This is a genomic window from uncultured Paraglaciecola sp. (assembly GCF_963977085.1).
GTDB lineage: Bacteria > Pseudomonadota > Gammaproteobacteria > Enterobacterales > Alteromonadaceae > Paraglaciecola.
This window is the reverse complement of record NZ_CAXBNC010000013.1, coordinates 26,611-40,907: the sequence shown is the minus strand read 5'-3', so window position 1 is coordinate 40,907 and position 14,297 is coordinate 26,611. Positions and strand designations below refer to the sequence as shown.

At 40.5% G+C, this 14,297-nt stretch carries 14 protein-coding genes; 5 read left to right on the top strand and 9 right to left on the bottom strand.

Going from position 1 to position 14,297, the window contains the following annotated elements:
- Positions 1 to 11: 11 nt before the first annotated feature.
- From AAC000_RS14955 to AAC000_RS14940, 4 genes are all read right to left on the bottom strand, one after another.
- Positions 12 to 995: a TauD/TfdA family dioxygenase gene (locus AAC000_RS14955; RefSeq protein WP_339723656.1), complete on the bottom strand. Its 984-nt coding sequence runs from the start codon at positions 993 to 995 to the stop codon at positions 12 to 14.
- A 15-nt stretch (positions 996 to 1,010) separates the two neighbouring features.
- Positions 1,011 to 1,970, bottom strand: coding sequence for an aldo/keto reductase (locus AAC000_RS14950; RefSeq protein ID WP_339723654.1), 960 nt, complete (start codon positions 1,968 to 1,970; stop codon positions 1,011 to 1,013).
- Positions 1,971 to 2,394: 424 nt separating this feature from the next.
- Entirely contained in the window at positions 2,395 to 3,156 is a 762-nt protein-coding gene (locus AAC000_RS14945) for a hypothetical protein (protein ID WP_339723652.1), read from the bottom strand.
- Between the two features lie 35 nt (positions 3,157 to 3,191).
- A complete protein-coding gene (locus AAC000_RS14940; protein ID WP_339723651.1) occupies positions 3,192 to 4,163 on the bottom strand; it encodes a hypothetical protein in 972 nt (323 codons plus the stop codon).
- A gap of 172 nt (positions 4,164 to 4,335) precedes the next feature.
- Between AAC000_RS14940 and AAC000_RS14935 the strand changes: the two genes are divergently transcribed.
- Positions 4,336 to 6,447, top strand: coding sequence for a winged helix-turn-helix domain-containing protein (locus AAC000_RS14935; RefSeq protein WP_339723650.1), 2,112 nt, complete (start codon positions 4,336 to 4,338; stop codon positions 6,445 to 6,447).
- Positions 6,448 to 6,561: 114 nt separating this feature from the next.
- A complete protein-coding gene (locus tag AAC000_RS14930) occupies positions 6,562 to 7,530 on the top strand; it encodes a hypothetical protein (RefSeq protein WP_339723649.1) in 969 nt (322 codons plus the stop codon).
- A gap of 204 nt (positions 7,531 to 7,734) precedes the next feature.
- On the opposite strand, the gene AAC000_RS14925 is transcribed toward AAC000_RS14930, so the two are convergent.
- From AAC000_RS14925 to AAC000_RS14915, 3 genes are all read right to left on the bottom strand, one after another.
- The gene (locus AAC000_RS14925) at positions 7,735 to 8,208 is read right to left on the bottom strand and encodes a DUF1456 family protein (RefSeq protein WP_339723647.1); all 474 of its coding nucleotides are present in this window, start codon (positions 8,206 to 8,208) and stop codon (positions 7,735 to 7,737) included.
- A gap of 75 nt (positions 8,209 to 8,283) precedes the next feature.
- Complete coding sequence (locus AAC000_RS14920) at positions 8,284 to 9,210, bottom strand: AraC family transcriptional regulator (RefSeq protein WP_339723646.1); 927 nt, start codon at positions 9,208 to 9,210, stop codon at positions 8,284 to 8,286.
- 121 nt (positions 9,211 to 9,331) lie between these two features.
- Positions 9,332 to 9,550: a hypothetical protein gene (locus tag AAC000_RS14915; protein ID WP_339723644.1), complete on the bottom strand. Its 219-nt coding sequence runs from the start codon at positions 9,548 to 9,550 to the stop codon at positions 9,332 to 9,334.
- A gap of 179 nt (positions 9,551 to 9,729) precedes the next feature.
- Between AAC000_RS14915 and AAC000_RS14910 the strand changes: the two genes are divergently transcribed.
- The 3 genes from AAC000_RS14910 to AAC000_RS14900 are packed head-to-tail and all read left to right on the top strand — an operon-like array spanning position 9,730 to position 12,707.
- Positions 9,730 to 10,524: a hypothetical protein gene (locus tag AAC000_RS14910; protein WP_339723642.1), complete on the top strand. Its 795-nt coding sequence runs from the start codon at positions 9,730 to 9,732 to the stop codon at positions 10,522 to 10,524.
- Between the two features lie 27 nt (positions 10,525 to 10,551).
- On the top strand, positions 10,552 to 11,439 hold the full coding sequence (locus AAC000_RS14905) for a mechanosensitive ion channel family protein (protein ID WP_339723641.1): 888 nt from the start codon (positions 10,552 to 10,554) through the stop codon (positions 11,437 to 11,439).
- Positions 11,436 to 12,707: a flavohemoglobin expression-modulating QEGLA motif protein gene (locus tag AAC000_RS14900; protein ID WP_339723640.1), complete on the top strand. Its 1,272-nt coding sequence runs from the start codon at positions 11,436 to 11,438 to the stop codon at positions 12,705 to 12,707. The genes AAC000_RS14905 and AAC000_RS14900 overlap by 4 nt, the downstream gene beginning before the upstream one ends.
- Positions 12,708 to 12,837: 130 nt before the next feature.
- Here AAC000_RS14900 and AAC000_RS14895 read toward each other — a convergent pair whose 3' ends face one another.
- Positions 12,838 to 13,812 (bottom strand): hypothetical protein, encoded by a 975-nt coding sequence (locus tag AAC000_RS14895; protein ID WP_339723639.1) that lies wholly within the window; start codon positions 13,810 to 13,812, stop codon positions 12,838 to 12,840.
- A complete protein-coding gene (locus tag AAC000_RS14890) occupies positions 13,802 to 14,260 on the bottom strand; it encodes a BlaI/MecI/CopY family transcriptional regulator (RefSeq protein WP_339723637.1) in 459 nt (152 codons plus the stop codon). Before AAC000_RS14890 ends, AAC000_RS14895 begins: the two co-directional genes overlap by 11 nt.
- Positions 14,261 to 14,297: the final 37 nt, after the last annotated feature.

The window sequence follows — 14,297 nt, the reverse complement described above, 5'->3', positions numbered from 1 at the left end:
TTGATGTATTATTAGTCTATTGCCAAAGCAACCAACACTTGCCGCTTGCGTTCGCCTGAAAAAGGGCGTCTACCATGCATAGTCATATAATTGTCCACTAGCGCCACATCGCCATCCTGCCAAGGTAAGTCAAAAGTGAACTTTTTAGACAATTTGACGGCCAACTCTAACCCTTCAATTGGGATAGCAGAACCATCTCCAAAGGTGATAGCACTAGAAGGGTTTTCTCGCACACCTTTCCACCCCATAAATGCAGCAATCAATTGATTATAAAATACTTTTTTCTGATTACCCATATCAATTACAGCGGGTAAAACAGGCGTAGTAGCCCGTAAACTGCCGTCATCAAGCCATTTCCAACTATAGCCTAAGTCAGCCAATTTTTGTTCTGCTTCGGCCGCACTTTGTACGCTTAATGTGCTTTTCCAACTGCGACCTTGTCCTGAATTAGGATCATCCTCCGCAGGCATATGAGTAGTGTATTTAAGGCCCTTATTTGCAAAATCTGCTGCAAGAGCTGGCATCTGTTTTTGCAACTCTGCAAATAACATGTCAGAACGACATAAAGGTGTTTCACCACCTTGTTCGGCTGCACTTTTGCAAAAGAAAAACAATTTACTTGGCGAAATAGGTGTTTGAGCCATTTCATGATGTAGGAATATTTCCACATCTTTAGGCGCTTCATTGGCGGTGAACACCCTTTCAGTAAAGTTGATGCGTACCGCATTCGACAATGATTCTTTATAAGTAAAATTCGGGTAATCAAAAGAGTTTGAAAATTCATCGAAGGTCTCAGCCGAATCTAATGGAAATCCTCTAAATAAAATAGCCCCCGATTCCCGTAACTTAGCCTCAAGTTCACTCAAGTTCGCTTTGATCCAATCGCTACATTGTTGCAGCGAAGTTAGGGAACCATCGTTGACAACTACACTAGGAAAAACTGAATCCGAGCAGTTCAATTGATGTGGCACTTCTACATAATTAATGGGTTGCATTGTCTGGCGCCTCTGTTAATCGTAAATGGGGTGAAAAGTATTAAAGGCAGCTTCACAAAAGTTACCCGGATCATTAAATCGTCTATTACTGTTTAGCGCTGAAATACCCTGCATTTCATCTGAGGTTAATTCAAAATCAAAAATGTCTAAATTTTCAATTAGACGTTCAGGGCGAGAGGTTTTTGGAATAATCGCATTGCCCCTTTGTACTCCCCAACGCAGCACAACCTGAGCGGCTGTTTTGCCTACTCTTTGAGCCGCTTGTTTAACGACAGCCTGTTCTAAAACAGATTCTGCAGCGCCGGCCATGTCGAGTTCTAAGTAGGATAAAGCGCCAAGGGGAGAAAAGGCAGTCACCTCAATACCATACTGCTTGGCTAATCGCATTAAGCGTTCTTGCGTTAAATAAGGGTGAGATTCCACTTGTAAAACCGCTGGCTTAATTCGGGCATACGACATCAAATCATGCAACAAACCTGTGTTGTAGTTACAGACACCAATTTGTTTCGCCAAACCTTGTTCATGTATGGCTTCCATTCCTTGCCACGTTTCAAACAAGGGCACAGGGGCTAGTTCCATTTTGCCGACCGCAGGGTCTGTTATCCACTCTGGCGGATAGCGATCTTCAAAATCTACAAAAGGTTGTGCGATAGGGAAATGGATTAAATACAAATCCACGTAGTCTAATTGCAAATCAGTTAACGTCTTTTGTAAAGCTAGGCCTACATGCTCTTTTGCATGATAGGTATTCCATAACTTAGAGGTCACCCAGAGATCTTCACGAGTACACAAACCATCATCAATAGCGCGTTTGATGCCCTCACCTACTTGCACTTCGTTACCGTAATCGCAGGCGCTATCTAAATGACGATACCCAGCTTTAATAGCGTTATAAACTGCATCCGCACAGATATCTTGGGGAATTTTCCAAAGTCCAAAACCAACCTTGGGCATATTTTTTTGTTTATTTGGCATCTATTTTTCCAATTTTAAAGGCGTAAATTTAATTTTATGTCTTATATAAGACATAAGTTAAGTGAATGTACAAACTTTGTCAAACTTGCTGTAGAAATAAAAGACTTTTTGGGAACTATGAGTAATATTTAGAGTAAAAGTTATCACCCTAATCCGCATTTGAAAAATACGGAAATCAATAGATAGAATTAACACAAAAGCTTCTGACCACAGGATAATTGAGGAAAAGCAGGTAAATAGAGAATCTTACTTTTAAGTTAAAGAACTTTTCTGACAGACAAGTGCAAGGATTCAACTCAGTACCTTCAAATACAATTTCACTGAGGACGCGGCAATAGAAATTGTACTCTAGCGTTAAATTCAACAGTATATTGAATGTGACCTATTTGCTTTTATCCTTGAGTATCACTGATGTTTTATCGATTCAAGGACAAGGCAAATGTAAATTGTGAAAATCTAGCGCCACGGCTTTTAACTTTGCTTGGATAACTTCATTTACCCCAATTTCGGGGATATATTCTAATACATTGGCGGGTTGTGTGCTGATGATTTGAAAAAACACATAAGCGGTTAATAGTGCACCGTTTAGGTTGGAATGATTACCATCTACTGCATGCAATTTAATGTCTGGGTGTCTTTTTATGGAGGCATCCCAAACAAGGCCAACGGGTGCTACACATGCCGCTTCTTGGGAAACAATTGATAGGTGCAAGTCGAATATCCGCTGCCCTTCTTCTTTATTTGCATACCTTGGCCATTCAGGAAACATGATAGGCAAGGCATATAGTGATTTAACACTTTTTATCCATGTTTGCGCCGCTAATGTGGGGTAAAAGTAACGTCCTGTAGTGGAATACTTTTGTGCTTGTAAAAACACATGAGTCCATTGGCGAGCCTTTAGCGCTTCTTCGGTGACACCGTCATTCACTCGCTCATCTAAAAAACCATAACCAGCGGCTAACGCGGCGTTGGCGGTTTTTCCGGACTCAGCTGATTCAAGCAGTATCGCGACTAAATTGGGTAAGCCATTGGCCGAACTATGGCTATTACCAATAAATAACACTTCATAATCTGCCACTGGCATAGCGGCTAAATCAGATACATGGGATGGCACATTGGTTTTTGCACTGTTAGCAGCGGTGGCGCCATCAGAACTGCAGCCACTAAGACTAACAATTATGCTCAAGGCAAAACACCTTGTCATATTCAACATCTTAAGCATTAGTTGGCCTCTTTTGTATCATGGCGGGCTGTGTTGGGCTTATGCATGGTTTTAAACAAGCGATATACAAAAGTGCCACCGGCTAAGTCGCCACTGCCACTTTGCACAATTTTTTCATAGGCACTGCCATCATTTAACACGCGATAAACCGCATTCGAGGTATTCACGATAAAATGCTCATCGCCATCCTTTTTAAGACCTGTAGGGCGAACCACATCTATTAGCACCTCTTTAAAATTCCCCTCTAGGTCAAAAACCATGATTTTATTACTTCGTTCTGCAGTGACTAAGAATTCTTGACCGCTAAATAATATGCTCCTTGGCGCATCCAACCCTTTAGTACCAGGCTCAACAACAGTAGTGACGGTTTTATCGGTTAGATTCAGTTTGATAATATTGTCGCTGTCATAACCGGGTAAATACAAAAAGCCGTCGTCACTGATGGCCATGCCTACGTCTATGCCTTTAACGTGACCATTATCAGCAGGCAACATTAGCTCAACTATTTCCCATTTCTGAGTATCTATTTTGACGACTTCATTGGTGCCGTAACTGGCGGCAAAGATAAATCCATCTTTACCAATTACCGCGCCTACAGGATTTTTAATAAAATTATTTTCGAGCATGGAAGTGGTGGGATCGTCCCCCATAATCACGCGGCCTTTGGATAAGGTCTGGTAATCAAATTTGAGTAATCTGCCATTGGTTTCGCTCACTACTAACAGGTCACCGTCAGGCGCTTGTAAAATGCCAAGGGGGCCATCAATTAAATTTTGACTATCTAGGTCTCGAATAAAGTCTCCGCTGCAACCGTCGTAGATTTTTACGTTATTACGTTTCCAACTACTGACCAATAACAGAGAATCACATTTGTCACTTCCTAAATTAGGTGTGTTAGATAAAGCAGCGAACGAGGCTAAGCTTAAAATGCCTAATAAGCTTGCAAGAGGTAGAGAGTTAAATCGGTACATTTGATTTCCTTCATCAATTAGCCATGACCTTTGAGTCAATTCAGTAGTATTTTAATGATAGATTCCCAGAAAAACCTTCGGAGATGAGGTTAAAAATTTCCTGAAAACCTCCAGAGGTTTGATTTTTAGCACTAATTGCTGATAACTGTTTGTTTTAATGTAGAATATTCAAATGATCTCAGACCAAGCCTCGACCCCAGAAACCCCTTATCATTTTGCTGATTGGCAGTTTAATCCTAAGGATGGACAGCTCAATTCCAAACAAAAAAGCCTGCGTTTGCAACCTAGGTTAGCTCAGTTATTGTTTTTATTGCTGAGCAATCAAGGTCATTTGCTCAGCAGAAATCAGCTAATTGATGAAATTTGGAAAGATAAAATAGTCAACGAAGATGCACTTTCAAGATGTATTGCCGAATTGCGTGCTGCTTTAGGTGATAACTCAACTGCACCCATCTTTATTGAAACTGTGCCAAAAAAAGGTTACCGATTTATTCATAAAGTGAGTACTGTTCGAACCCACCAGTCACAACCAAGTACTCTTCAGCCTACTTTTAAATACGGCCTATTGATATTGTTGATAGCTCTGATATTAGTGTTTTTTGTATACTTTTTAGAGGCCCCAACTGAGGATCAAGCTCAGCCAATCAAATCAGCTTTGATCACCGCCCAAAGAGTCACCACAGATAATGCCCTAGAATTTCACCCCGCGCTTTCAAGTACTGGGGATATGCTGGCTTTTTCAGTGAAACAAGGCCACAAGTTGCTGATAAAAGTGGTTGATGACAAAGGTGAGCCTTTGTATGAAATCAGCGATCCTAAACATCACTTAATGTCGGCTTCTTTTTCACCTGATGATAAAAAATTGTTAGTGGCAGCCGTAATCAATGATAGATGCACTGTCTACCTTTATCACTTACCATCATTAGAGCGTGAAAAAATCAGCGCATGTATGTCTCCTAACGCATCAGGCATTTTTGACTGGTCCGCAAATGGTACACAGTTCCTATATGTTAATAAGCCCTCTGTTAACCAAGAAAACAATAGCACAAAGGTATCAGCCATTTGGCGTTATGACTTATCCAGTAAGCAGCACCTGCAACTCAGTTTTCCTGATAATCAACACAGTTATGACACACGCCCCCGTTTTTCACCTGATGGAAAACACTTGGCTTTAACTCGCGGTAATGATTCTATTCGCCAGATTTTTATTAGCAAACTAACGAAGACAGGTACCGAAAAACCAGCCATCGCTTTGACTAAACAAGTGGCTTTTATCACCAGCTTTGACTGGCTAATAAACAGCCAGCAGCTGATTTATGATAGTAATGTGTTAGGTGACAGAAATTTGTGGTTAGTGGATATTGAAAGCCAGCAAACAACTTTACTAGGGGCCAGAGATGCAAAATACCCCAGTTTTAATCAGCAAAACTCTCGTTTAGCCTTTCAAGATGTGCATTATAACGCCAATATTTGGCAGCTTGACTTAACTGCAAAACAGGCCATTGCGACCCCTATTATCCAGTCAATTAAATACAATAACTTCCCCAGCTTTTCTCCCGATGGTCAACAAATCGCTTTTGTGAGCAACAGAAAAGGCAAAGCAGCTATTTGGTTGTATTCCCTTGAAACTAAACAACAAAGCCAACTATTAATGCTCCAAGATGCCGACTTAGTGCAGCCCAACTGGTCTTTTGACGGCAGTCATTTAATAGTGAGTAGTCGCAGCGCAAAGGGTTATGGCTGTTATCAAATTAATCTTGCCACAACCCACTACCAACCATTATATGGCGTTTCAAAGCAGCATCACGCCTGTCAGTATTCCCAGCAGGGAGATATTTATGCTATTTCGAAACAAGCGAATGAAAAATCGACCTTAGTTAAAATAACTAAAAATGGAAATCTCATACAACTAACTGATTTTAGTGTTGAGCGACTGCAAGCCACACAGAGTAATAAAATAATCTACTCGTTGCCCCATCGTAACGGCCTGTATTCTATGGATCTTAACGGTCACAACCAACAAGTGTTAATTAAGGATTTTAACCCCCAACTTGATGGGCATTGGACAGTACAAGGCGACTATTTATATTACCCTAAACTTGAGCCAGATAAAGGCATGTGGCGACGCCATATTGAAACTGGTGAAGTACAAAAAGTCAGCGACATTTTGCCCTCGGCAATAGGCTTAACCTTAGCGGTGAGTCCAAACCACACTCAGCTTATTTATAGTCAAACCGATGGCAGGCAAGCGGATATTTATTTGGCGGAGATCCAGAGTCACTAAGATTCATTTAGCTTTATGGTACAAGGGTTTTATAGCGTTTGATTTTTACGCGACAAACTAACCCTAAAGTATTCCAGCCTCCGGCAGATAACATTGACAAGGAGGGTTGTAATTATGCAAATTTCCAGTCAAAAAACACAAGTTAACCACAAGTTTGAACAGATCCGTGAGCGAGACATTACGGCGGTCAACAGTGACGGTCAGATTGGGCATATCGCCAGCAAAAACCAACAGACACTTACCACCACTGTCGAAGATGAAGCCTACCGGCTTACCTTATCACCTGAGCAAGAAGTGCAAAGAAAAACCATCGAAAGCCTGAGTGGCAGAGCGATTATTATCTACATTGAACAGCAACAGCTCGCCAAGTTATCCCTAGATGAAGCACAACAATCCAACTCACAAAGCTTTGAGATTCAAGGCCACCTAGTAAACGAAAACAGTGTGTTATCAGTTACACAAAGACTCTATGAGTATGAGCGGTTGGACTACAATACCACTCTCTGGTTAGATGAATCAGATGGATCTTTTGCTTCACATAACTTTTCGCTGAACTACACCAGAGAGCTGGATATTACAACGCAATTAAGCATGACAGCTGTTGAGTTTAGCGATCCTTTAGTGTTGAACATAGGTGCGCAACGGGAATTATTTGTTAAGGACAAACAAAAATTTGATCTAGATGCAGATGGACATAAAGAATTGATCCCAGAACTGGCTGAAGGGGCGTGGTATTTAGCCTACGATCGTAATCAAAATGGGCGCATTGACAATGGACTGGAACTATTTGGAGCACAAACAGGCCAAGGTTTTACTGAGTTAGCCGAGCTAGATGACAATCACAATGATTTAATCGAATCAGACGATTCACTCTTTGACCAACTTAGCTTGTGGGATGGACAGCAGACACTTCAGTCCTTAGCTGAGGGCGGCATTCGAGCCATAGCCCTGAATGCTGCGAATACCCCCTTTACTTTTACCGACCATCTTGGCAATGCCACTGCACAAATTCGTCAAACCAGTGTATTTATCACCGATAACAACAGGCTGGGCGCGGTGCATCAGGTAGATATAGCAGTTTGAATTTTGAATAACCTAAGGTCAGGTTGGATAGAATCCAACCTTCTTAACGAAAATATATTGATAGACTGCCGATAGTCACGACCGACTTTGGTTGATTTTGTATAAAAGACAGACGTCTTTCAACAGTTATTCAAAAGTAAGTAATTGCCGAAGTGGTCGCTAGGAATAAATGAGCACTGCCAATTGCCTTGACCCAAAAAGCAATTAATCAGCCGAGCCTTCCCCACGGATCTTAATCTGTAGTCCTTTCAAAAAATTACGCATTATTTGATCATTACAGGCTCGATACTGGCGATTTTCTGGTTTTCTAAAAAACGCACTCAACTCATGTTTACTGATTTTAAAGCCACTTAAATCCATTGCTTCTAATACCGCTTCAGCTTGCATATTTAGCGCTATTTTCAACTTCATAAAAATGATGTTGTTGGTAAGTTTACGTTCAACTGGGGCTTCTACACCTTCTCGCTTACCACGATTTAAATTAATCAAACCGTTCAAAAACAGTGAAAACTGCAAATCGGTAATTTCAACAAAGGCCGGATCATCATCTTTGCGTAACCAAGTATGCAGCTGCTCAACAGTAGCGGGATAATCGGCCTGGGCAAAAATTTCAATCATTTTGGCGTCGTTGAAATCGAAGATATAACGCACACGGCGCATGACATCATTGTTGATCATAATATTCCTAAAAACGAAGTTGGCTCATCCAACCCTAAAGATGTGTATAGTTTAAAGGTTTTTATAAGGAATGCGTTACTTTATTGGTAGATATATATCAATGATCATTTCATGTTCAGGCACATCTGGGTAAAAAGTCACACGTTTAATAAAACATGGAAAATCTCTGAGGCTTTCATTACTTTTTTGTAACCATTGAGAATACAGATAATGAATGCTGTGCCCAAGACCGCTATCAGTGCCAATATGCCTTAACACAGCACAGCGGCCACCAGCAATGACCTTTTCCACAACCGAGTAAGTGTTCGCTTGAAGTGGGGATTGAATTGAAGCACATACATCAAACCTATATTCTTCAGGTGCGACATTTGCGGGGTCGTCATAGAGGATATTGTAGGTATCACTAACTTTAGGTGAAGGGCCATTTTCCTTCCGCCACTGAATAAACTTCGCTACTGTTTCCATCACTTTGTGTGGTTCCCCATGGTGTTCTAAAGCAGCAACTGTGGTTTGTGGGAAATCAATAATTTTAACTGCTTGAGTTTGATTGATAGCGGACATATTTTTCTCCTTTAGATAATCCGTGAATGAATTGACTGGCGGTAATAAAGGGTCGACTACCTGATGCCATAACGACCAATCAGTAGACTTTCGAAAAGCAGAAGGCGTTAACCCTAAAACTTTTTTGAATTCTCTCGATAAACTTGATGCATTCTCGTATCCACAATCAATAGCGATATCCAACAAAGACATTTGATGACGAGATGCCAATTGATAAGACGCTTGTTTGAATCGCAATAATTTGATGTATTGACCAACACTGATCCCTAAGTGCGCCACAAAAATGCGGTGAAAGTGATACTTAGATAAAAAAGCAATCTCACTTAACTCAGAGGTAGTGATAGTTTTATTTAAATTAGACTCAATGTATTTAACAACCACATCGAGCCTTGGGAGATACACAGACAAATAGGTATTTTCTTGTTTAGTTTGAATAGCCACATTGTGCAGTAGTTGCTCGTAAAAAACTTAGCCAAACTTGCTATTTTGGGTTTAACTAACGCAATTATTGCTTTGCTGGGCGATATGGCGGCCCCAAAATTCAGGTTTATTAGCTTAAACCTTAAAAACAAAAACTAATTTGTCGCCTTTGAGATTTTGCCCGTGCGGCTTGCTGCTCTTTTGCGAAAGCCCTGAGTTTATCCATACGACTAAGAATATTATCTGCGTCTTCAGACATTTGCGCCTGACTACATAAATCCATACTGGCATAATGTTCTGCGCTCAGGCTACTGTGGTTAACTTTATGAGCGCCACAAATGGTATTAAAAGGATTGTTCATGTTGCCTCCAATCAACTACTGTATATACACACAGTATAATACTGTTCAGTAATTGTGCAAATGTTTTTTATTTTACTTTCCTAAAATGCTCCACCACAAAAATGTAGTAATGAATGTTGTCAGAGTGATATATGCTACAAACGAAATAGTGATGCTGTATCAGCGTGTCGGGAGTATTAATGACTAAAACAATAAATTGGTGGGGAGAGGTGTCTCTGGCGCTGGATGAGGTTAAAGTTTGGGGTCTTGGCAAACGTATGATCGCTATTCAAAGATTGCCAAAAGAGTGGGTCATTTGGAATAAAGAGTCAGATTCTGAAAGTACTTCGCAAATAACTGTTAAGTCACTGAAAACCGCAAACACGTTCAGCGACCCGCCCTACTCAAGACATTTAGTGAATCAAACAACTGATACCATCAATATATCCCCCATGTTAGCTGACAGACCCATAGTGGCAAGACCCGCTACTTCATTAAACATTTTGCCAGGGGAGCATATCGAACTCTACATTAGTTCGCCTTTATGGTTCTTGATGAAGTTAAAAAACAAGACCTCCCCCATAGTTGATATACCTTTTTTGCGCCCTTCTGATTCATGGTTTGGGCCATCAACTATGGAAGGTGAATTGTGTTATGCAAAATACACAGATGCGAGGGTTAATTTGCTACAAATTGAAAAACGCGGGCACAGAGCCATTACCCCAGTGTTAATTAAAAATCAGCACACCGAAACCTTGGTCATTGAACGTATTAATCTCCCGGCACCATTTTTAGCTTTATATGCAGATGAAAACCAAGATTTCTGGACCCAAGAAGTCGAAATTACCTATCACAGTGATAGTGATAAAACAGGCCTGAGACTTAAACGTAGTCCTCCTGATAAAGGAACAGGCAATATGACTTTAGTATCAGACGCACGGCAGATATCAGACAACCGTCATTTCGTAAAATCAATCAAAAGCTTGTTAGGCTAATAATCCTAATTAAGTGTGGAGTCCATAATGGAAGAAACAACCTCAACGATTAGCTTGATGGAACAACTACATATTTTTGCTATAACCAAAGCGCTATTAATTTTGATTGTAGGCTACTTTGTCGCAAAAATAGTCAGTACTGCGGTGTTACGCATCGACTTCGCACATCTTGGCACTCACGGTAAAGTACAACTTAGACGCGCCATTTTTTATGGCATTTTTATTCTTATGCTATTTTCAGCTTTAAGAGAATTGGGTTTCGACTTAAGTGTGCTATTAGGTGCAGCGGGAATTTTAAGTGTTGCCGTAGGTTTTGCTTCACAAACATCTGCATCCAACCTCATCAGTGGGTTATTTTTGATGATGGAAAGGCCCTTTTCAATCGCTGACATCATCCGTGTAGGAGATACCACTGGGGAGGTAATTTCCATTGATTTGTTATCCGTTAAACTTAGAACCTTTGATAATTTGTTTGTACGTATTCCAAACGAATCGATGATTAAATCACAAGTAACCACACTCACTAAATTTCCAATTCGACGGGCAGACTTACAAATTGGTATTGCCTACAAAGAAGATATTGAACAAGTTAAACTCATTCTCGCCGAAGTGGCGGCTAAAAATACCTTATGCCTAGATGAACCTGCTCCTTTGTTTATCCTGTTAGGCTTCGGCTCATCGTCAGTGGACATTCAATTTTCAGTTTGGGCCAAACGAGAGAACTTTCTACGATTAAAAAACACTATGTATCAGGAAATCAAGAAAGCCTTTGATGTGCAGGGTATTGAAATTCCATTCCCTCATATTAGTATCTATTCAGGAGAAGCAACCAAACCTATGCCTGTTACCCTAAATACCACTCCTCCCATTTCGGATAAGCCTGAAAATGACCACAATACAAGTGAAAAACTATGACAATAGAAGCTGAAAAACAGCGAATTCAAAACATTAGTTCACTCTTATATGGTGCCAGTCAATCTATTCGAATACTCACTCATGTGGAATGGCATAGAGATGTAAAGCGACAGTTTTTTGCTGATCAATGCAAGGCACTTCCTAAAGTCACTTATCCTGAATTTGATCCCGCTAACACCTTATCTGCGGTGCGTGATGCTAGAGCCTTAATTGGAAATTCAGATGTAGATAAATGGTTTGAGAGTATTGCCGTTAAACTTGAATACAGTGCATTAATGATGGCATCCACAGGTAGCAAGAAATTCTATGAATTTTCTGAAAAACTTTACGGCAAACCCACTAACCCTTTTGTGGACGGAAAATCTACCCCCCTAGGGTTAGCCGAAAGTTTTGATACACAAATTAGTAGTTATGCTAACTACGATTTAGGCGCCCCTGCACCTGTGTGTTATCTCGCCTCTGGTATTGCCGAACAAATGCGCGAGGCCGTCATAAAAATGTTTGGTGATGAAGCGCCACAAGTTGAAATTGTGGATGAACTGTCAGCCAATGCCTTGGCGAGTCCTAAACTTATCAGGATCAGAAAAACCGCGTGTTTTACTGACTTAGACGCTCAACAATTAATTAATCATGAAGCCCATATTCATGTGGCCACTTCTATTAATGGATTAAATCAGCCCCACCTTAAAATTTTAGCGGCGGGACACCCCGGCACGACTAAAACCCAAGAAGGTTTAGCCGTATTTGCCGAATACATTACCAATTCAATTGACTTAGATCGGTTACGTCGACTTGCCGATCGTATTATTGCCATACAAATGGCCATAGATGGCGCTGACTTTTTACAGGTATATCAATACTTTTTAGGGCGTATTGGTAACGAATCTCAAGCCTATGAAAATAGCCGCAGAGTCTTTAGGGGCGGTGTTTTAACAGGTGGCGCACCTTTTACCAAAGATGGCGTGTACTTAGAAGGATTGATTCGGGTACACAATTTTTTAAAAGCAATAGCAGCCAATGGCCGAGCAGATTGTTTAAAGTTGTTATTTTGCGGCAAGTTAGACATTGAAGATATGCCAGTGATCTACAAACTCGAAAAAATGGGGCTGTGTAAAACCCCCAAATATTTACCACCTTGGGTAAAAGATGCTCGGTATTTATTAGCCTACTTAACCTGCTCTGGGTTTCTCAATCAAATGGATGTGGGTAAAATATACTCTCACTATGACACACTGTTACACAGCATCCCTAAAGCAAATGGGGAATAAACGCCTAATCATCAGATACTAAGTAACAATAAAGGCGTTATTCTCTGACAACGTTGATACCATTGGGCTCTATATCACCATTGCTTGAACTGTGGATTACCTTTAGTTATTTATCCAAGCAAAAATGCAATTAGCCAACAAGCTCAAACAAAACATGGGACAAGTTAGAGGTGACAATCACCAAACAGATGAAATAACCAAGAATAGCAAGGTATCCAAAAACACTTAAATGCCCATCATTAACAAAAGTATTAATGGGATCAGAGGGGTGCGCCTTGTCTTCGTTTACTTCCAATACAAACTGTTTAACGTCATTAGCCATATTATTGAGTATTAACTCAGGAATATGGATCTTGTGACTGCCTAACAACTGGCGGATCTCATTTAACGCACGCCTATGTAAGTGAGTACGTAAATCGAGAATAATGAGTGAGCGGTATTTTGATGGCCAAAATAAACACACAATTTGTAAAAGCTTCACTTTGAAGTTTTCAAACTGCTTCGCTTTTCCATACTCGTACGCTAACAGCAATTTTACGTCGTGGGCAGCTAACGAATTTGTCAGCTGTGTAGATATAAGCAACTTAGGATTAAGCAAACCCACGTTTAATAATACCGGCTGGGGCGCTTCGATAATGTTGGCGTTGTACAATTGGATTTCAGAATGCTGCTTGTTTTGAGATAACCGAAGTAAACTATTTATTTGCGACGTTAACTTTTTCTGTTGCGTTTTAATTAAAGTCCAGCATATCAGCAGCATACTCACAGTGAAAAACACAAACAGGAATTTGAGAAAATTGGAGTCCATTATTGCCGGTATGTGTCGGTCACAATTGCGGCTATGGCAATGCTTGAAAACAAATGGCAAGTTAAGTGACGCAGGGTAAGACAACCATATTGTGACCACTAGGGTTGCGCAAAAAGCGCAATAAGCATGCACCACTATCCAAACACTATTTAAACTCTGCTTAACCTTGCTGACGAATTTTCGATGCAACGAATAGGCACAAACAGCCAATATCGAACTGACCCCAAAAATTCCGCTAGCAATAAAAACTAGGGTAGTAACAGTAACGACCAAGTCCCAAACTTCGTCACCTAACATTGTTTGTAGGCACCTCAGTAAACACAGGGTCTTGTTCAAGGGCTTCTAACAAATTCAAATATTTATTGGTATCTCGAGACTTTAAAAACGTAAAAATACCAGACATGATGGCGCTATCGTCACCTTCACCAAGCGTGTCACTGATCTCATTTATTAAACTACTGATCACTTCTTGTTTTGAATAAATCGACCGGTAAATATAGGCCTTGCCTTGTTTTCGACGACTGAGTAATTGCTTTTTCCACAAACGCTCTATGGTACTTTGAATCGTATTAATACTGATCACATTGTCAGGTTTATCTGTTTGCGCGCAGAGCATATTAAGTATATCACTCGCACTTAACGAGAGACTTTCGTCCCGCCAAAACAATCCGAGAGTATCTATTTCCCGTTTTCCCAATACAGGAGCAGATAGAGCGGGTTTCGTCGATATATTGTTGAATTTCATATTTTCCACCGAGGCCTTATCGGTTTTGATTTGTCAT